This window comes from Vibrio zhanjiangensis (genome assembly GCF_030161235.1).
Classification (GTDB): Bacteria; Pseudomonadota; Gammaproteobacteria; order Enterobacterales; family Vibrionaceae; genus Vibrio; species Vibrio zhanjiangensis.
In genome coordinates this window covers 143,633-163,696 of the sequence record NZ_BSPW01000021.1, presented here as the reverse complement: position 1 = coordinate 163,696, position 20,064 = coordinate 143,633, and the positions used below count along the sequence as shown (strand labels likewise).

Genomic DNA, 20,064 nt, shown 5'->3' with positions numbered 1-20,064 from the left:
TTCGGCCTAAACCGAGCTGTAGAAAGCCAGCTACATAATGTAGCTGGCAATTTTGTTATTAATTTAAACCGAACGATTGACCAGCATGGTCTTAATGTGACCAATAGCCTTCGTTGGGTTCAGTCCTTTAGGACACACACTTACACAATTCATGATGCCATGACAACGGAAAACGCTAAATGCATCATCAAGATTTGATAAGCGTTCATCAGTTGCAGTATCGCGGCTATCAATTAACCAACGATAGGCCGCCAACAAACCAGCAGGACCAATAAACTTATCAGGGTTCCACCAGAATGAGGGACATGATGTCGTACAACATGCACACATGATGCACTCATACAAACCATCTAAGTGAGCACGTTCATCTGGAGACTGCAGATTTTCACGAGATGGTGGCAACGCATCATCGTCAATCAAGAAAGGTTTAACCTTGGCATAGTTGTCGTAGAACTGTGTCATATCGACGATTAAGTCACGCACTACAGGCAAACCAGGCAGTGGACGAATAACAATTTTGTTACCAGTCAGTGCTGATAATGGCGTAATACATGCTAGACCATTTTTGCCATTCATGTTTAAACCATCAGAACCGCAGACACCTTCTCGACAAGAACGTCGAAAAGCAATCGTTGGATCTTGCTCTTTGAGCAGAATGAGAGCATCCAACACCATCATGTCAGAACCTTCTTCGACTTCAAGAATATAGTCCTTCATGTAAGGCTTTTTATCTGTATCTGGGTTGTAACGATACAAAGAGAAGTTCAGTTTCATAATTCAATCCTCCCTTAGTATGTACGAACTTTCGGCGGAAACGCTTCACGATGAACTGGTGTCATATTGACATCACGTTTCGACATTGCTTCCGTTTCAGGGTTGTAGATTGAGTGGCATAGCCAGTTCTCATCATCACGCTCTGGATAATCAAATCGAGCATGGGCGCCACGACTTTCCGTGCGGTAGTTTGCAGCAACTGCAGTAGAGAAAGCCGTTTCCATCAAGTTGTCAAGTTCCAGACACTCAATACGTTGAGTATTGAACTCTGAGGATTTATCAGCAAGATGGGCATCTTTAAGACGCTCACGAATAACTTTAAGTTCTTCCAAACCTGTAGCCATTGCATCACCTTCACGGAATACCGAGAAACTGTTTTGCATACAAGTTTGTAGATCTTTACGTATTTGAACTGGATCTTCACCACCAGTACTGTTTTCCCAACGCATAGTACGAGCCAGTGATGCTTCAATATCCGATTCAGTCGCGGGTCTCGCTTCTGCTTGAGCAGCAAGAGTTTCGCCAAGATGAAGACCTGTCGCGCGGCCAAATACGACTAAGTCGAGTAAAGAGTTACCGCCTAATCGGTTGGCACCGTGGACAGATACCGATGCAATTTCTCCACAAGCATACAGACCTTGCACTTCAACATCACTGCCATTAGCTGTTTGTTTGATCGCTTGTCCCGAAACCTGAGTTGGGACGCCACCCATCATGTAGTGACAGGTTGGGATAACTGGGATTGGCTCTTTAACAGGGTCAACGTGAGCAAAGGTTCTCGAAAGTTCACAGATACCAGGTAGACGAGATTCGAGGACATCTTTACCAAGATGGTCAAGTTTAAGTTTGATGTGTGGTCCCCACGGGCCATCACAGCCACGACCTTCACGAATTTCAATCATCATTGAACGGGCAACAACATCTCGACCAGCTAAGTCTTTAGCATTGGGAGCATAACGCTCCATGAAGCGTTCGCCGTCTTTGTTTAGAAGATAACCACCTTCACCACGGCAACCTTCTGTTACCAATACACCAGCACCAGCAATACCCGTTGGGTGGAACTGCCACATTTCCATATCTTGCATTGGTACGCCAGCTCGCAATGCCATACCTACACCATCACCAGTATTGATATGAGCATTAGTAGTAGAAGAGTATATACGCCCCGCTCCACCTGTCGCCAAAACCGTCGCTTTAGACTTGAAGTAGCAGATTTCACCACTCTCCATACAGATAGCGGTACAACCCATCACAGCGCCATCTTGATTCTTCACCAAGTCCAATGCGTACCACTCAGAAAAAATAGTGGTCTTGTACTTAACATTCTGCTGATAAAGTGTGTGAAGCAGCGCATGACCTGTACGGTCTGCGGCCGCGGCTGTACGAGCTGCTTGCTCGCCACCAAATTCTTTAGACTGACCACCAAATGGGCGCTGATAAATTGTACCATTGTCGAAACGAGAAAATGGTAGCCCCATTTTTTCTAGTTCAATAACCGACTCTGGGCCATTTTTACACATGTATTCGATAGCGTTCTGGTCACCAATATAATCTGACCCTTTTACCGTATCGTACATGTGCCATTGCCAATCATCTTTGTGTGAGTTACCAAGAGCAACCGTGATTCCGCCTTGGGCAGAAACAGTATGAGAACGAGTAGGAAACACTTTAGAAAGCAAAGCACAAGTTAGGCCCTGCTCTGAAATTTGTAGTGCTGCACGCATGCCTGCACCACCAGCGCCGATTACCACGGCATCGAATTCGCGAACTGGAATAGACACTTACGCACCCCACAAAATAAAAAGACCAGAAAAAAAGTAACCAAATAACACTGCAATTACACCTAACTGAAGGAAACCGCGTAACTTGGCACACTTGATGTAGTCTGTAAGAACTTGCCAGAGACCTATCCAAGCGTGGATAAGAATTGAGACCAAAGCAAGCATAGTAAATACTTTTGTGAACGTCCCACCAAAGAACTGGGTCCATGAAACGTAAGAGATATCCGCGAAAGCACAAAAGCTCACCAGATATATAGTGTAAAGCGTCATAATGATCGCCGATGCACGGATTAGCAAGAAATCATGCACACCGTTGCGACCAAAAGATGATATGTTTTTTACCATACTAAAATCCCCGCCAATACTGACAGAATGGCTGTCGCTGCAAATGCAACCTTAGCGCTCATCGCACCAGATTCCAGCTCTTCAAAATGACCTAAATCCATCAACAAATGACGAATACCACCTGCTATATGGTAGGACAAGGCTGTCAAAATGCCCCACAAAATGAATTTCACAACGAAACCATCGACAATGTCGACAGCCTGTGCGTAACCTATTGGGGAAGACAAGGATATGGATAGTAACCAAAGAAGTATTCCGATCGCGACAAACGTAATTACCCCCGAAACTCGGTGTAAAATGGATGCGATTGCGGTGATCGGAAAGTTGATAGTCTGCAAATCTAAATTAACAGGTCTTGACTTTCTTTCTTTCACGGGCTTGCTCACTCAGCTCCACTGAAGCATTTATTGTTATGAACGAAATCTGACTTCAAACCTACAAAAGTTAACATTTATTCAACAGCTAGCATGCCAAAAAATTGGAATGAAGTTGCAGAAAATACCAACAACAAGGTTTGAAACATCACCTCACATCTGTTCCAAACCTACATTTTATAAGGTTTCAGTCAAAATTTACGGCGCCAATATACGGCTGACAATATTTTAGCACAATTGGTGTAACAATTTTTGCTACATAGAACAGATTTTTAACCTTATACGTATAAAAAATCATAACAAGTGCACAAGTCGGAGCAGAATAATTGACTTTGATAACGAACACACGTACAAAAATGTTACACAAACATCCTGGACGGATTAAATAATAAACAAAGGAGATTGTTATGGCGGATAAGAAAGCGACCCTTCATATTGAAGGTCTAGCGCCTATCGAACTTCCTATTATGGAAGGTGCTCTTGGCACCCCTGTAATTGATGTTCGTACACTTGGAGCAAACGGCTATTTCACGTTTGACCCAGGTTTTCTTGCCACTGCATCTTGTGAATCTCAAATCACCTACATTGACGGAGGCAAAGGAATTCTTTTGCACCGTGGTTACCCTATTGATCAGCTTGCTAATAATGCTGACTATTTAGAGGTGTGTTACATTCTTCTTTACGGTGAAGCCCCAACAAGAGAACAATACGAACAATTCAAGCTGACTGTGACAAGGCACACTATGGTGCATGAACAGATCGCGAGTTTTTTCCACGGATTCAGACGTGATGCTCATCCAATGGCAGTCATGTGTGGCGTGGTTGGCGCACTTTCAGCGTTTTACCATGACTCAATGGACATCAACAACGATACGCACCGGGAGATCACCGCTTATCGCCTGTTGTCGAAAATGCCAACACTTGCAGCCATGTGTTACAAATACTCAATCGGTCAGCCTTTCATTTACCCACGCAATGATTTGACCTATGCAGAAAACTTCTTGCATATGATGTTTGCCAACCCATGCGAGGAATACGAGGTCAACCCTGTTGTCGCAAGAGCAATGGATAAGATCTTTACCTTACATGCAGACCATGAGCAAAATGCATCAACGTCAACCGTGCGTTTAGCAGGGTCGTCTGGTGCAAACCCATTTGCGTGTATTGCCGCAGGTATCGCGTCACTTTGGGGACCTGCACACGGTGGTGCTAATGAAGCCTGCCTGAAGATGCTTGAAGAAATTGGCAGTGTAGACAATATTCCTGAATACATCGATCGTGCCAAAGACAAAGATGATCCGTTCCGCCTCATGGGCTTTGGACATCGCGTCTACAAAAATTACGATCCTCGTGCAACTGTTATGCGTGAGACATGTCACGATGTTCTAAAAGAACTTAACATCAGTGATCCTCTGCTTGACGTTGCAATGGAACTTGAGCGTATTGCACTGTCTGATGAATACTTCGTTTCTAAGAAACTCTACCCTAACGTGGATTTCTATTCTGGTATTATTCTTAAAGCCATCGGAATTCCTGTTTCTATGTTCACGGTGATTTTCGCACTATCGAGAACAATAGGTTGGATTGCACATTGGAACGAAATGCATAGCGATCCTCTAAACCGTATTGGTCGCCCAAGACAGTTGTATACTGGTAGTACTCAACGTAACTTCAAACCTCTGCATGACAGGGACTGAGTAAAACCATAAAACACGTTAGGGCTGGCATTGTATGTCAGCCCTAGTTTTATCTCATGATTCTATTTTGCATCTAGACTGGATTATCTATATCAACAAACTCTACATCCAGACCATGCTGCTCTGCTAGCCACTCGCCTAACGCTTTAACACCATAACGTTCAGTCGCATGGTGCCCTGCTGCAAAGTAATGGATATCCATTTCTCTTGCTGTGTAGGTTGTTCTCTCGGATATTTCTCCGGAAATAAAGGCATCCAAGCCATGTTTCACCGCTAGCTCTATAAAGTCTTGCCCTCCTCCCGTACACCAACCAATGGTTTCAATCTTCTTATCTTGATTTACGGGGGAGATATGAAGTGGCGCACGATGTAAGACTTGATTGATTTTTTTGGCTAGTCCAGCCCCTGTTTGAGGAGCGCTAAATCGACCAAACATAGCGACTGACTGAGGATGCCCTTCGAGTCCACCCTCTACCTCAATATTAAGAAGTCGAGCCAATTGAGCGTTATTACCAAGCTCTGGATGAATATCTAGTGGCAGGTGGTAACCATATAAATTGATATCATGTTTAATCAAAGTACGAATGCGATGACCTTTCATACCTCGGATAGGTTCAGCTTCACCTTTCCAAAAATAGCCATGATGAACAAGTAATGCATCCGCTTTCTTTTCTACTGCTTTTTCAATTAAAGCTTGAGAAGCGGTCACACCTGTGATGATTTTTTTTATATCCGGTTTTCCCTCTACTTGCAGTCCATTGGGTGCGTAGTCTTTTACCAAATGCGGCGAAAGTTTTTCATGTATAATTTGCTCTAGTTGTATATTCTTCATCGTAACTTCCAAAAGTTAATCTTTGCATCCAGTGTATGGCAAGCGGAATTAGGATGCTAGTTTCAAACTATTCTGTATACAATACCTGTAGCGTTTTGTTTTAAGGGGATAAGCATTAGATATGCGTGAACTTTTACATTTTTACAACTGGATTACTAGCACGCCTTCCCTATTTAAACTGACGTCTCCCTTTGAATCTCTAGAGTCACTGCCTATCGGACTTGGGCTGGATACTGACTATACAGGCAACCCTCGCTTGGGCTTTATATATCAGTACCTATGTAGTCAATTGCTCACCAATAGTGGTCGCTATACCATTGAACTGGAAGAACTTCAGCTAAACAATAGTGATGGTCAAACCTTAGGCGCCATTGATCTTATTCTAAAGAACAATCAAACCCAGAAAAGAGAGCATTGGGAAGTCGCCATTAAATTTTACTTGCTCCATCAAGGGACTTGGTTCGGGCCAAATGCACATGATCAGTTGGACAAAAAGTTAGATAGAATGCTTTCACATCAACTACAAATGAGTAGTTCTAGCGAATTTTTAGCTCAACATCCTGAAATGCATAGTTTATCAAAGCATCTACTACTGCAAGGGAGGCTTTACATCAATCCTTTTTCCTCGGAGGTGATTCCTACGCATTGCTTGGGATATGAAATAGACCAATCTCAAGTTTCAGGGTACTGGTGCTATGAACATCAATGGCATCAAATTGCTGAGCCGCTATTTGAACTTGATAAAAGATATTGGGCAACTGGCCTAGAAAAGTTTGAACAACCACTGACTCAGCCGAAAGAACGCTTTGTTCATGCGCAGACTCAACAAGGAACCTTTTGGTTTGTCGTCCCTAATAACTGGCCAAATACATAGGCGGCTTTTAAAAATACTCCCCCTTATAAAAGCGAAAAGGGTGAGCTATTTTCAGCTAACCCTTTTTGAACTAGGTTTACAACCCCATACTTTTAAACACCTGATCCACTATTTCTTGCGCTTCTCGTTCAATACGCTTTAAGTGCTCGGTGTCTTTGAAACTCTCGCAATATATTTTATAAATATCTTCGGTCCCCGAAGGACGAGCAGCAAACCAGCCATTTTCTGTCGTGACTTTTAGCCCCCCGATCGCCGCCCCATTACCGGGTGCATGAGTCAAACGAGCGATAATTTTATCTCCCGCGAGTTCTTGGGCTGCCACCCTGTCAGGTGATAACTGTTCTAACACTTCCTTTTGCACACCATTGGCCGTTGCTTGAAGGCGGCTATAGTAAGAAGTTCCATGCTTAACAGTAAGATTCTGATAATACTCTTGGGGGTTCATCCCTGTCACAGCTGTGATTTCTGCTGCCAACAGACAAAGGATAATGCCATCTTTGTCTGTTGACCATGGTGAGCCATCCATACGTAAGAATGAGGCTCCTGCACTTTCTTCACCACCAAACCCCAATTTGCCCTTGTATAAGCCATCAACAAACCACTTGAAGCCCACTGGCACTTCACATAGCTCTCGGCCGAGGTCCGTCACTACACGATCAATCAAGGCACTGGATACGAGTGTTTTCCCTATCGCGACTGTCTCTCCCCAAGCTTGGCGATGCCGGCACAAATAATCGATACAAACTGCAAGAAAGTGATTAGGGTTCATCAAACCATCGGGAGTAACAATTCCGTGTCGGTCATAGTCTGGATCATTACCAAATGCTAAATCAAAGTGATCTTTGTGAGCAAGAAGACCACTCATTGCATATGGTGAAGAACAATCCATACGAATGACACCGTCTTTATCCAGACACATAAACTGGAAAGAAGGGTCAATGTCTTCATTCACTAACGTTAAATCTAATTCATAGCTTGTCGCGATTTGGCGCCAATATTCAATACCACTACCACCAAGAGGGTCCACTCCTATCTTAAGATTTGCCTTCTTAATCGCTTGCATATCAACGACATTCGTCAAATCTTGCACATAGGGAGTGATTAAATCACGCTCAAGAAACAGTTTTGATGACTTAGCCTCCGTAATAGATACCCGATTGACACTCACAAGTTTTCCAGCGATTAACGTGTTAGCGTTTTCTTCAATTATTCTCGTCAGTTCACCTTCAGCAGGCCCGCCATGGGGCGGGTTATACTTTATGCCACCGTCTTGTGGTGGATTATGAGACGGGGTAATAACAATACCATCCGCTTTCGCCAAATTGACTCGGTTGTGGGTCAAAATAGCATGAGAGATACCTGGAGTTGGCGTGTAACCATTTTCTTGCTGAACAATCACCTCCACCCCATTAGCGACTAGAACTTCAATAACACTTAAAAAAGCGGGTTCTGAGAGCGCGTGAGTGTCTTTACCAACAAACATAGGGCCAGCAATACCATTTTGGGCTCGCACATCCACGATAGCTTGAGTAATAGCTAAGATATGAGCCTCATTGAATGTGTACTTACCAGATGTACCACGATGGCCTGAAGTGCCGAACTTAACGTTGTGGTTAGGGTTGTGAGGGTCAGGTTGCAGAAGATAGTAATTTGAAACGAGCTCAGGAATATTACAGAGATCTTGCTGCTGTGCTTTTGTTCCTGCGCGAGGGTGTATCGCCATTGTAGACATCCTTTATACAGCCGGAAAAATCACAAACCTCACAATACTCGAAAAACGGAATATTATGAGGTTAGGAATCAAGAGTGATTAGATTGAGTTAGTCACTTTCTCAATCAAATCAGCAGGAAATTGCATCCTTGCCATCAATTGATCGACCATTTGACGCTTACGACTTGTGTTATTGTTGGTTATCACCCAAAAAGGTGAACCCGGGATTGCTTTTGGCTTAGTCGTGTTACCACTTTCGAGCAAAGTTTGCTCATTATTCGCAAAATAAACTCGTTTACGCCCTTTCACTTGAGTCGCTTCTGAAAACCCTTGAGGATCGATTCGATTCAACGTTGAAAGCACTAACATAAACCGATCAATCGCTTTTTTAAGACCTGCAAATTCATCTGAAATAAGCAAAGTTCGCATCGCTTTAACGCTATCAATTTTCTCTTCTTTTGACGCGTCTCGGCTCACCACAATTCCTTTCGCCCGAACCGCTGCTTGCATCGGCGTTGGTTGCTGCGCTTTAACGTCAACATCCAAAAGGCGTCTTAAGATATCTGAAGCACTTTCACCAATGTGTTGGGTTTGACCTGCAATATAACGGTATAGATCCTCATCAACCTCAATTGTTTTCATTCGCTTTTCACAATCTCTATGATTAAACTCTGTGGGATTATATACCCAACTCCCCTCAATATGCGAGTTTCAGATCTGTTATGCAAAGCAGATTCATGACCGAATGAGGTACTACGTTAAATCAGTCACGAATATAGAAAAATGTCACAACTACTGAACTATAAAATCGAAGGCGAAGGCCACACAATCGTATTACTGCACGGTTTATTTGGTAATCTGGATAACTTAGGCTTACTTAGCAGAGAATTGCGCCATCATTATCAGGTTGTTAGCTTGGATCTTCGCAACCATGGACTCTCTTTTCAATCTACTCAGCACAACTACCAACTTATGGCTCAAGATGTGCTTAAAACACTCCAGCATTTAGATATAAAACGCTATACATTGATCGGCCACTCAATGGGCGGGAAGGTTGCAATGAAACTCGCAGAACTTGCTCAATCTGATGTTGATAAGCTCATTGTACTCGACATGGCACCGGTTAGTTACTCACAAAGACGCCACGACAACGTCTTCAATGGCCTCAATGCCGTACTTAACCACAAGCCGACATCTCGCCAACACGCGATGGAAATTCTTGCCGAAAATATCGAGCTGGAAGGGGTAAGACAATTTCTAGGTAAGTCGTTATACAACAATGGGCAATATTTTGAGTGGCGCTTCAATGTGACAAGCCTGAGCGAAAACTATTGGAGCATATTGGGCTGGGAAGTTATCAATACTATCAACACCCCCACTTTATTTGTCAAAGGAGGAAACTCCGATTACCTAGCTAGCGAATACCAAACTGACATACAAAAACAATTTTCAAATGCCAAGGCACATATCATTGCTAACACTGGTCATTGGCTACATGCAGAGAAACCACAGGAAGTATTGCGCGCAATTACTAAATTTATTCAATAATCATATAATGAGCTTCGTTTATCTATAGCCGTTAACTTTACCTTTTAACAATGGTATAGTTCGGCGCAAGTAATTTGGCATAAAGGGATTCCATGCTATACGACTATATGAACATACTGGAGTCAATCGGACTCGACTTGCTTTTTGCGTCTATCTTTTTCTTAATAGGTATGGCTATAAAAGATGTTCTCAAAGCTGGGAATGTCCCCCCGTTTGGTCGTCGTATTGTTTGGCTCGTGCTGTTTCTTGGCTGTGCAGGCTTTATCACCAAAGGCCTGATTCAATTAAGCTGGGAAGGCACAGGGCTAGGTTAAATTCCCCTGATTATTAAGCCACAACACAAAACGGTAAAGGTAACGAATTTATGGCAAGTGTAGGCATCTTCTTTGGCAGTGACACAGGTAACACCGAAGCTGTTGCAAAGATGATTCAAAAACAGCTAGGTAAGCAGCTAGTTCACGTACAAGATATCGCTAAAAGCAGCAAAGAAGACATTGATAACTTCGATTTGTTGCTTTTGGGCATTCCAACTTGGTATTACGGTGAAGCTCAGTGCGACTGGGATGACTTTTTCCCAGAGCTTGAGCAAATTGATTTCTCAACCAAGCTTGTTGCTATTTTTGGCTGCGGCGATCAAGAAGATTATGCAGAATACTTCTGTGACGCTATGGGCACAGTGCGCGATATTGTTGAAGCCAAAGGTGGAACCATTTTAGGGCATACATCCACTGAGAGCTACGAATTTGAAGCATCGAAAGGCCTTGTGGAAGGTGACGATAGTTTATTTGTTGGTCTGTGTATCGATGAAGATCGCCAACCAGAACTCACCAATGAACGCGTCACAAATTGGTGTAAACAAATACACGAAGAAATGTGCTTAGCAGAGCTAGAAGGCTAACACCTCGAATATGGAAAGGCCTCATACGGAGGCCTTTCATGCCACATGTCTTTCTGTTTCCTGTTGATTCCGATATTCAGGTTTCTTGCGCACATATAACTTACGCTGCACCTCAGATACGACATTCCCATCACTGTCTTTAACATAAATTACGAACTCAGGAAACGACTTATCTCCGCTAGCCGTTGTTTGCAGAATGCTATCCAACACTTCTTGCGTAATGATAAAATCAGCATAAAGATCGCTATGACCCGGTTTGATAAAGTTGATGCTCGCTTGTTTATCCCACACAAAATAACCATCTCCCAATATCCCTAGTAACATCAGGCAATAAATAGGATCAGTCAACGAAAAAATACTCCCGCCATACTGAGTGCGATTGGCATTTTTGTTCCACCAACGAAGCTTTAGTTTTACCCTAACCTGACGAAAATCCTCACTAATCGATAAAATTTTTATTCCAGCCCCCCAAAAAGGTGGCCATACATTCAAGGCAAATTTAACGATCTTCGGAGTGTATAACTTAGCCACAGCTTTACTCATGTATTTATTCCATAATTTCATTGTCTTCGATACATTGTTAATCAATTGTAACTGGTCTAATGAGTTTCTTCAGTGATGTTAAACTAGGTTATGAAAATAATAATAGTAACCCTTTGAACTTCGTGGTTTATTGTTACCTTCTACTGCCCTATAATGGTAACAATAGTGAATTCTGCTCATTGCAGCAGCGAATCAACGGGAATTTTTATGTCGGACAACAACCAAGCTCTAAAGGACGCTGGTCTTAAAATCACCTTGCCAAGGTTAAAAATCTTGGAAGTACTACAGCAGCCTGAATGCCAACACATCAGTGCCGAAGACCTGTATAAAAAACTGATAGATCTTGGTGAAGAAATCGGCTTGGCCACGGTTTATCGTGTTCTCAACCAATTTGATGATGCGGGTATTGTAACTCGCCACCATTTCGAAGGTGGGAAATCAGTATTTGAGCTATCAACTCAGCACCATCACGACCATCTAGTATGTCTAGATTGTGGTGAGGTCATTGAATTTGCAGATGAAATCATCGAAGAAAGACAAAAGCAAATCGCTGCCGAGTACAATGTTACTCTGACCAACCACAGCTTATATCTATACGGAAAATGTAATGCTGGCAATTGTAAAGAGAACCCAAGCGCTCACAGCAAGAAGTGAGGCTTAACAGAAATCTCTTACATACTGTGTAGCGATAACTAAGAAATAAAAAAACCATACTTTTGTATGGTTTTTTTCATCGATTTAACTTATCAAGTTACTTAGCTTCAATCTTGGCCCAAGTATCTCTTAATCCAACAGTACGATTAAATACTAACGCATCGGGCTTAGATTCTTTTGCATCTGCACAAAAATATCCCATACGTTCGAACTGAATGCCTGTTTCGGCTTCAGCATCAACCAAGCTCGGCTCTACATATCCCTTCATTACAACAAGAGATTCAGGATTGATGACTTGAGTAAAGTTTTCCGCGGCAGCTGGGTTTGCCACCGTAAACAAACGATCATACAAACGAATTACCGCTGGGACACCTTTCTCAGCAGAAACCCAATGGATAACCCCTTTAACTTTACGCCCGTCCTCAGGATTTTTTCCTAAAGTATCAGCATCATATGAACAGAAGATTGTCGTAATGTTACCTTGAGCGTCTTTTTCAACACGTTCAGCTTTAATCACATATGCACCACGCAAACGCACTTCTTTACCCAAAACAAGGCGCTTATACTTCTTATTGGCTTCTTCACGAAAGTCTTCACGTTCAATCCAAAGTTCACGAGAAAATGGAACCTTACGTTCTCCCATTTCAGGTTTATTTGGATGATTTGCCACCGTAAGTTGCTCTATCTTCCCTTGCTCGAAATTTTCGATCACGATTTTAACAGGATCGAGTACCGCCATCGCTCGCGGGGCATTTTCATTCAAGTCATCGCGAATGCACGACTCAAGCGATCCCATTTCGATCATGTTATCTTGCTTAGTAACACCGATACGCTTACAAAATTCACGAATAGAGCCTGGCGTAAAACCACGGCGACGCAGACCGGAAATCGTTGGCATACGTGGATCATCCCAACCGTCGACTAAGCTTTCAGTAACTAGCTGATTTAGCTTACGCTTAGACATCACAGTATATTCTAGGTTTAGGCGGCTAAATTCATACTGATGCGGCTGGCAATCAATCGTAATATTCTCCAAAACCCAATCATACAGTCGGCGGTTATCCTGAAATTCCAATGTACATAGTGAGTGGGTAATGCCTTCCAATGCATCAGAAATACAATGGGTGAAATCGTACATAGGATAAATGCACCACTTATCGCCCGTTTGATGATGCTCAGCAAAGCGTACTCGATACAGTACTGGATCTCTCATCACCATAAATGATGAGGCCATATCAATTTTCGCACGTAAACAAGCCGAACCTTCTGCAAATTCTCCCGCACGCATTTTCTCAAATAACGCTAAGTTTTCTTCTATGCTGCGTTCGCGGTAAGGGCTATGCTTGCCCGGCTCGGTTAAAGTCCCCCGGTACTCTCGGATCTGCTCAGGACTTAGCTCTTCAACATACGCCAAGCCCTTTTCAATTAATTCAATCGCAAACCCGTAAAGCTTATCGAAATAGTTTGATGAGTAGCACACTTCACCATCCCATTCAAAGCCTAACCAGCTCACATCATTCTTAATAGACTCAACATATTCTACGTCTTCTTTTTCTGGATTGGTGTCATCAAAACGAAGATTACATTTACCCTGATAGTCCTGAGCAATACCAAAATTTAAGCAAATTGACTTGGCGTGACCTATGTGTAGGTAACCATTCGGTTCCGGTGGGAAACGAGTATGCACGCTAGTGTGTTTACCATCCGCTAAATCCTTATCTATGATTTGGCGAATAAAGTTCGATGGACGAGCCTCAGCTTCACTCATCTATAGCACCTCAATGGTTGTAGTATTGTTCAGAAAAATAGTCAGCAGAAGGCAAAGCTCCTGCTGTTTGCATATAGCGCCTAATAATCCACAATTCTTAGCCATTACACAACTACAACCTACCGTTTATTAGTAAATATTGGCTCATTTTTACCAATCTAACTCAAAATGGCCTAGAGTTTGATGCCAATAAGGATTACGGACTAAAAACAATAAAGCCTCCCGAAGGAGGCTTTAGTATCAAAAGATGGTCTAAGTCGGGATCACGACAGAAGATAGATCTTCGTCTTTAGGTATTTTCTTCATTTCACCCGCAACTATCTCAGCTAAAGGACCTAAGATAACTTGCACATTATTTGAGCCCAATCTAACTACCCCCATAGCACCAAGGCTTTTGAGTGTTGACTCGCTAATTATGCTGGTATCTTTAATTGTTAAACGCAAACGCGTAATACAAGCATCAATTGCAGTCAGGTTCTCATGCCCGCCAAGTGCTTTAAGATATTGCTTAGCTAGCTCAGACGAGCTTCCTGACGCCACTAGTTCGGACGAATCATCATCTTCACGACCTGGCGTTTTAAGGTTGAACTTAACGATGACAGTACGGAAAACAAGGTAGTAGATGCAGAAGAACACCAAACCTTGAACAATCAACATATACCAGTTAACCGCCAGTGGGTTGCGAGAAGAAAGAACCATATCGACAAGGCCAGCAGAAAAACCAAAACCCGCAATCCAGTGCATTGACGCTGCGATAAACACCGAAATTCCTGTTAGCACGGCGTGCAAAACATAAAGTAACGGTGCTAGGAACATGAATGAGAACTCTAGTGGCTCTGTCACACCGGTAAAGAAAGAGGCGAAGGCTGCAGCAATCATGATTGATGCAACTTTTTCTTTGTTCTTAGATTTCGATGTATGGTAAATCGCTAGCGCAGCGCCTGGTAAACCAAACATCATAATAGGGAAGAAACCAGCTTGATACATACCAGTCACACCAATAACACCAGTACCTTCAGCAATGGATTTTGCTCCGCCAAGGAAATTAGGAATATCGTTTATGCCTGCCACATCAAACCAAAAAACCGAATTCAGTGCATGGTGAAGGCCGACAGGGATCAGAAGTCGGTTAAAAAATGCATATATGCCGGCACCCACTTCACCCATTCCTTGAATCGACTCGCCAAAGCTCACCAAACCACCGTAAACCGAAGGCCAAACATACATCAAAATAAAAGCAATGAAGATACCCGCAAATGAAGTCAAGATTGGCACTAAACGTTTTCCTGAGAAAAATGCCAAGGCTTTGTGAAGTTCAACATCTGAAAAACGATTGTAGAGCTCTGCCGATACAATACCCACCAAAATACCGACAAATTGGTTGTTGATCTTGCCAAATGCGGCGGGCACTGCATTTAAATCAATACCTTGAATTTGAGACACAGCTGCGGGAGAAAGCAAAGTGGTAACCACAAGAAAGCCGACAAAACCAGATAAGGCAGCAGCTCCATCTTTATCTTTAGACATGCCATACGCCACACCTATAGCGAAAAGTACGGACATATTGTCGATAATTGCAGCTCCTGCTTTAATGCAAAAAGCCGCAAAAGCGTTATTTGCCCCCCACCCTGTCGGGTCTATCCAATATCCAATACCCATCAATATTGCTGCGGCGGGAAGCGTTGCGACGGGTACCATCAACGCCTTACCTACTTTTTGAAAATATCCTAGAACATTCACCGTCAGTTCCCCCTATAGGATTTTATATTTGGTTTAGACGACTTTTTTTAGCCGCTCAATTTAGTCTCTCCAGTGTATGACTTTAATTTCGCCCTGCAAATTTAAACCTTATCAATTGTGACAATTATCACCAGAATCGGAGCGAGATTAAGGTTTTTGCTAGCAAGATCATAAAACTTATTTTACAATTCGAAAAAATGACAGGATAAGCACCTTTGAGTAAGGCTATACGTTATTTTTCAATAACAATAGATCCTATGGAATTGTTCAATCAATATCTGTATAAAAGCTATAAATAGCAAGATATTAAGTGAGTTTCATATGGATATATGACCTTGTTCTATTATCGGTTACACTCCCTTGCTTTCGGTAAGCTTCATCTAATTACAGCTCACAAATAAAGTGAGAAATTTATGCATCTTTATGTCAACGATAGTGATGAATGCATAACATCAGATCTATGAGGATTCGCGAACCATGTATGCGCTAACTAATTGTAAAATATTCACCAGTAACGACATTCTGACGCGTCACGCTGTTGTGATCAAAAATCAGATGATTAGCGCCGTGTGCCGAGAAGCCGACATCCCGCAAAATATAAAAGTCATTGATCTCAAGGGAGCCAACGTAAGCCCAGGTTTTATCGATCTGCAACTCAATGGTTGTGGTGGTGTTATGTTCAACGATGCGATCAATTCTGAAACGCTGGATATCATGCACCAAGCCAATTTGAAATCAGGTTGCACTAGCTACCTCCCTACTTTGATTACCTCATCCGATCAAGACATGATTCAAGCGATAAAAGCAACTCGAGAATATCACGCCAAATATCAGAATCAGTCTCTTGGACTTCACCTTGAAGGGCCCTATCTGAATAAGGAAAAAAAGGGCATCCATAATGTCGACTATATCCGCCCTTCAGATGATAAGATGATCGACCTTATCTGTGATAATGCCGATGTCATTTCTAAGGTAACATTGGCACCAGAACGCAATAGTGCTGAACATATTCAGCGCCTCACACAAGCTGGGATAGTAGTATCAATCGGGCATTCGAATGCGACCTATGCCCAAGCTCGCAAAGGTTTTGAATCAGGCATTACTTTCGCCACCCACTTATTTAACGCCATGGCTCCTATGGAAGGACGCGAACCGGGTGTGGTCGGGGCGATTTACGATACGCCTCAAGTTTATGCGGGGATTATTGCCGATGGCTTCCACGTAGACTACGCCAACATCAGAATTGCTCAAAAAATTAAAGGTGAAAAACTGGTATTAGTGACAGATGCCACAGCTCCTGCAGGTGCAAACATCGATTCCTTTATTTTTGTTGGTAAGAAAGTATATTACCGCAATGGCAAGTGTGTAGATGAAAATGGCACACTCGGTGGCTCCGCATTGACCATGATTGAAGCGGTCCAAAATACAGTAGAGTATGTCGGTATCGCTTTGGACGAAGCACTACGAATGGCAAGCTTATATCCTGCAAGAGCAATAGGAGTCGATGACCGACTCGGTCTTATAAAGCAAGGTATGATAGCAAACTTGGCCATTTTTGATCGTGACTTCAACGTTCAAGCGACAGTTGTTAACGGACAATATGAGCAAAATTGAGAATGAATGGCGGACAAATAGGTAATGTAGACTTAGTAAAACAGCTAAACAGTGCAGCCGTTTATAGACTGATCGATCAACAAGGTCCGATATCGCGAATTCAAGTCGCCGATATTAGCCAGTTAGCACCAGCAAGTGTTACAAAAATCACCCGCCAATTACTAGAGCGAGGCTTAATCAAAGAGGTCGCCCAGCAAGCTTCAACAGGTGGCCGACGAGCAATTTCGCTTACGACTGAAGTGGCACCATTTCACTCGGTCGCCATTCGCTTGGGAAGAGATTACATTCAATTTAGCCTCTACAACTTAGGCGGTGGAGAGCTGGTTTCTGAATACCAAGAGTTTTTTTACACCACTCAAACTGAGTTGGTTGAAGGACTCACTCGCTATCTCAAACATTTTATTCAATCTAATCAAGCAATTATTAATCAACTTATTGCTATTGGTATTGTGTTACCGGGCCTTGTAAATCCTGAGACAGGCGTTGTTGAGTACATGCCCAATATCACTGTCGATAATCTAGAACTTGCAGAGCTCATAGAAGATAGTTTTCACGTCCAATGTTTCGTTGGCAATGACGTTCGCGGAATGGCTTTAGCAGAGCACTATTTCGGCGCTAGCCAAGACTGTCAAGATTCCATTCTAGTCAGCGTTCATAGAGGCACTGGTGCAGGCATTATTGTTAATGGGCAAGTTTTTCTTGGTTTTAACCGCAATGTCGGTGAAATTGGCCACATTCAGATTGATCCTCTTGGTGAACAATGCCAGTGTGGTAATTTTGGCTGCTTAGAAACCGTAGCGTCTAATCCAGCCATAGTTGAGCGAGTTAAAAAGCTCATCAAACAAGGTTATGAATCAACGTTAAGTGAGAAGGAAAGTTTAACCATACAAGATGTCTGCGAGCACGCCAATATGGGTGATGAGCTTGCCAAACAAAGCTTAGTCCAAGTGGGTAATCAGCTTGGTAAAGCAATCGCAATTACTATTAACTTATTCAATCCTCAGAAAATTGTTATTGCTGGCGACATTACCCAATGTGAGAACATTATTTTTCCAGCCATTAAACGCAATGTGGAAAGTCAGTCTTTAACGACTTTCCACAATAAGCTCCCAATCGTCGCCTCTGAAATTGATAAAAAGCCGACATTAGGTGCCTTTTCTATGATAAAGCGTGCAATGCTTAATGGCGCGTTATTGCAAAAATTACTTGAAGATTGAACCTCATATATTCCATCATAAGTTACACTTACGGGTTACATAGGTAACCCGTTTTTAATTGTATAAGACTCAATTTATATGGAACTTATTCTACTCACTGGCGCTTTTATTGCCGGATTTATTAGCCTCAAATGTCACTTACCGCCACTGGTTGGGTTTCTTCTGGCGGGCTTTGCTCTTCATGGACTTGGGTTTGAAAGCAACCAAACCATAGTGACTCTCGCCGACCTCGGTGTGACCATACTGTTATTTACTATTGGGCTAAAACTGGATGTAAAAACGCTCTTGTCCAAAGAAATCTGGGCTGGTGCAAGCATTCATAACCTGCTTTCAACGTTGATCTTTTGCCTAGCTCTGATGTGTTTGAAGTTTCTTGGTATAAGCTCTCTCGTCAATATGTCGATTGAGCAGCTTGTGTTGCTAAGCTTCGCACTCTCTTTTTCAAGCACGGTTTTTGCGGTCAAAACCTTACAAGAAAAAGGTGAGATGAACGCGACTTATGGCACCATCGCCATAGGTATTCTGGTCATGCAGGATATTTTCGCCGTGATCTTTCTTACCGCCTCTACAGGCAAACTTCCTCATTGGTACGCCATTATATTGTTTGCCCTACCGTTAATACGCCCGTTGTTTTACAAAATACTTGATTGGGTCGGACACGGAGAAATGCTGGTTTTATTTGGAATTTTCTTCTCATTAGTGGTGGGCGCGGGTCTGTTCAAATTAGTCGGCATGAAGCCTGACTTAGGCGCCTTGATACTTGGTATGCTTTTAGCCAGTCACGACAAAGCGTCGGAACTTTCCAAAGCCTTGTTCAACATAAAAGAGCTTTTGCTGGTATGCTTTTTCCTCAATATTGGCTTGGCTGTTCAACCAACACTGACAGGGTTAGCCTTAGCCTTGATCTTTCTGATCCTATTACCCATAAAAGGTGCATTGTATTTTGCTGTACTTAACGCCTTTAAATTTAGAGTGCGAACTTCACTGCTGGCGTCACTAAGTTTGTTCAACTTCAGTGAGTTTGGCCTAATTGTCGGTGGTCTTGCGTTTAAGCTGGGTTGGCTGAGCAGCGACCTGCTAGTTGCTTTGGCAATTGCCGTATCAATTTCTTTTGTTATCTCGTCTCCATTAAACCGCAAAGGGCATGAATTGTACCGACGCTCAGCGCACTGGCTGAAAGAACACGCAGCGGAGAGGCTCAATGTCCGTGATAAGTTAATTAATCCAGGCCATGCTCAAGTACTAATTCTCGGTATGGGCCGAATAGGAACGGGGGCCTATGATGAATTGGTCAATCGCTATGGGAAAATCAGTTTAGGCATTGAAGTGAGAGAAGATGCCGCCGAAGAGCATCAACGAGAAGGCCGTAATGTCATATCAGGAGATGCCACAGACCCGGACTTCTGGGAAAGAATTTTGGATACGGTTAATGTCAAGTTAGTTTTGCTTGCGATGCCGAATCATCAGGGTAATCAAATCGCTTTAGAGCAATTAAAACAAAGACGCTTTAGTGGTCAAATTGCGGCTATTGCAGCCTATCCAGATCAGATAGACAGTTTAGTCGAAGGCGGGGTAGATGCGGCTTTTAATATCTATAGTGAGGCGGGCATCGGTTTCGCCAGACACGTTTGTGATCAATTAAAACCTCAATTTACACCGCAATAGAGTCTTCATTTATCGGGCAGTCATCTGAC

At 42.8% G+C, this 20,064-nt stretch carries 19 protein-coding genes; 9 read left to right on the top strand and 10 right to left on the bottom strand.

The genetic code is table 11. The features are described 5' to 3' along the window. Positions 1-63: 63 nt before the first annotated feature. From QQK21_RS05680 to sdhC, 4 genes are read right to left on the bottom strand one after another with little or no spacing between them, the layout of a single operon-like run. Positions 64-774 carry a succinate dehydrogenase iron-sulfur subunit gene (locus tag QQK21_RS05680; RefSeq protein WP_284191225.1) on the bottom strand — a complete coding sequence of 237 codons (711 nt, stop codon included), beginning with the start codon at positions 772-774 and terminating at the stop codon, positions 64-66. 14 nt (positions 775-788) lie between these two features. Continuing rightward, the gene (gene sdhA, locus QQK21_RS05675; protein WP_284191224.1) at positions 789-2,555 is read right to left on the bottom strand and encodes a succinate dehydrogenase flavoprotein subunit; all 1,767 of its coding nucleotides are present in this window, start codon (positions 2,553-2,555) and stop codon (positions 789-791) included. Then, complete coding sequence (sdhD, locus tag QQK21_RS05670) at positions 2,556-2,900, bottom strand: succinate dehydrogenase, hydrophobic membrane anchor protein (RefSeq protein WP_284191223.1); 345 nt, start codon at positions 2,898-2,900, stop codon at positions 2,556-2,558. Then, positions 2,894-3,286: a succinate dehydrogenase cytochrome b556 subunit gene (gene sdhC, locus QQK21_RS05665; RefSeq protein WP_284191222.1), complete on the bottom strand. Its 393-nt coding sequence runs from the start codon at positions 3,284-3,286 to the stop codon at positions 2,894-2,896. The genes sdhD and sdhC overlap by 7 nt, the downstream gene beginning before the upstream one ends. A 395-nt stretch (positions 3,287-3,681) precedes the next feature. Between sdhC and QQK21_RS05660 the strand changes: the two genes are divergently transcribed. Continuing rightward, complete coding sequence (locus QQK21_RS05660) at positions 3,682-4,971, top strand: citrate synthase (protein WP_284191221.1); 1,290 nt, start codon at positions 3,682-3,684, stop codon at positions 4,969-4,971. Positions 4,972-5,044: 73 nt separating this feature from the next. Here the strand turns inward: QQK21_RS05660 and QQK21_RS05655 are convergent, their stop codons facing one another. Beyond that, positions 5,045-5,803 carry a Nif3-like dinuclear metal center hexameric protein gene (locus tag QQK21_RS05655; RefSeq protein ID WP_284191220.1) on the bottom strand — a complete coding sequence of 253 codons (759 nt, stop codon included), beginning with the start codon at positions 5,801-5,803 and terminating at the stop codon, positions 5,045-5,047. Between the two features lie 121 nt (positions 5,804-5,924). On the opposite strand from QQK21_RS05655, the gene QQK21_RS05650 reads away from it, so the two are divergent. Beyond that, a complete protein-coding gene (locus tag QQK21_RS05650) occupies positions 5,925-6,677 on the top strand; it encodes a DUF1853 family protein (protein WP_284191219.1) in 753 nt (250 codons plus the stop codon). A 76-nt stretch (positions 6,678-6,753) separates the two neighbouring features. On the opposite strand, the gene pgm is transcribed toward QQK21_RS05650, so the two are convergent. Further along, on the bottom strand, positions 6,754-8,400 hold the full coding sequence (gene pgm / locus QQK21_RS05645) for a phosphoglucomutase (alpha-D-glucose-1,6-bisphosphate-dependent) (RefSeq protein ID WP_284191218.1): 1,647 nt from the start codon (positions 8,398-8,400) through the stop codon (positions 6,754-6,756). A gap of 87 nt (positions 8,401-8,487) precedes the next feature. Continuing rightward, positions 8,488-9,030: a replication initiation negative regulator SeqA gene (gene seqA, locus QQK21_RS05640; RefSeq protein WP_284191217.1), complete on the bottom strand. Its 543-nt coding sequence runs from the start codon at positions 9,028-9,030 to the stop codon at positions 8,488-8,490. Positions 9,031-9,171: 141 nt separating this feature from the next. On the opposite strand from seqA, the gene QQK21_RS05635 reads away from it, so the two are divergent. The 3 genes from QQK21_RS05635 (at position 9,172) to fldA (ending at position 10,834) form a co-directional block, all read left to right on the top strand. Beyond that, complete coding sequence (locus QQK21_RS05635) at positions 9,172-9,936, top strand: alpha/beta fold hydrolase (protein ID WP_284191216.1); 765 nt, start codon at positions 9,172-9,174, stop codon at positions 9,934-9,936. Between the two features lie 92 nt (positions 9,937-10,028). After that, complete coding sequence (locus QQK21_RS05630; RefSeq protein WP_284191215.1) at positions 10,029-10,250, top strand: DUF2788 domain-containing protein; 222 nt, start codon at positions 10,029-10,031, stop codon at positions 10,248-10,250. 50 nt (positions 10,251-10,300) lie between these two features. Next, positions 10,301-10,834 (top strand): flavodoxin FldA, encoded by a 534-nt coding sequence (gene fldA / locus QQK21_RS05625; protein WP_284191214.1) that lies wholly within the window; start codon positions 10,301-10,303, stop codon positions 10,832-10,834. A 36-nt stretch (positions 10,835-10,870) separates the two neighbouring features. Here the strand turns inward: fldA and QQK21_RS05620 are convergent, their stop codons facing one another. Beyond that, the gene (locus QQK21_RS05620) at positions 10,871-11,377 is read right to left on the bottom strand and encodes a DUF4442 domain-containing protein (RefSeq protein WP_284191213.1); all 507 of its coding nucleotides are present in this window, start codon (positions 11,375-11,377) and stop codon (positions 10,871-10,873) included. Between the two features lie 207 nt (positions 11,378-11,584). Here QQK21_RS05620 and fcrX point away from each other — a divergent pair, with 207 nt between their 5' ends. Continuing rightward, positions 11,585-12,031 carry a ferric iron uptake transcriptional regulator FcrX gene (gene fcrX, locus QQK21_RS05615; protein WP_284191212.1) on the top strand — a complete coding sequence of 149 codons (447 nt, stop codon included), beginning with the start codon at positions 11,585-11,587 and terminating at the stop codon, positions 12,029-12,031. A 97-nt stretch (positions 12,032-12,128) separates the two neighbouring features. Here fcrX and glnS read toward each other — a convergent pair whose 3' ends face one another. Both glnS and nagE read right to left on the bottom strand, forming a co-directional pair. Next, positions 12,129-13,799, bottom strand: a complete 1,671-nt coding sequence (glnS, locus tag QQK21_RS05610) for a glutamine--tRNA ligase (RefSeq protein ID WP_284191211.1) — start codon at positions 13,797-13,799, stop codon at positions 12,129-12,131. A gap of 252 nt (positions 13,800-14,051) precedes the next feature. Continuing rightward, on the bottom strand, positions 14,052-15,539 hold the full coding sequence (gene nagE, locus QQK21_RS05605; protein WP_284191210.1) for an N-acetylglucosamine-specific PTS transporter subunit IIBC: 1,488 nt from the start codon (positions 15,537-15,539) through the stop codon (positions 14,052-14,054). Between the two features lie 477 nt (positions 15,540-16,016). On the opposite strand from nagE, the gene nagA reads away from it, so the two are divergent. The 3 genes from nagA (at position 16,017) to QQK21_RS05590 (ending at position 20,035) form a co-directional block, all read left to right on the top strand. Beyond that, complete coding sequence (gene nagA, locus QQK21_RS05600) at positions 16,017-17,153, top strand: N-acetylglucosamine-6-phosphate deacetylase (protein WP_284191209.1); 1,137 nt, start codon at positions 16,017-16,019, stop codon at positions 17,151-17,153. Positions 17,154-17,155: 2 nt separating this feature from the next. Then, positions 17,156-18,370, top strand: a complete 1,215-nt coding sequence (gene nagC, locus QQK21_RS05595) for a DNA-binding transcriptional regulator NagC (RefSeq protein ID WP_284191208.1) — start codon at positions 17,156-17,158, stop codon at positions 18,368-18,370. A gap of 78 nt (positions 18,371-18,448) precedes the next feature. Continuing rightward, positions 18,449-20,035, top strand: coding sequence for a cation:proton antiporter family protein (locus QQK21_RS05590; RefSeq protein ID WP_284191207.1), 1,587 nt, complete (start codon positions 18,449-18,451; stop codon positions 20,033-20,035). Positions 20,036-20,064 lie beyond the last annotated feature (29 nt).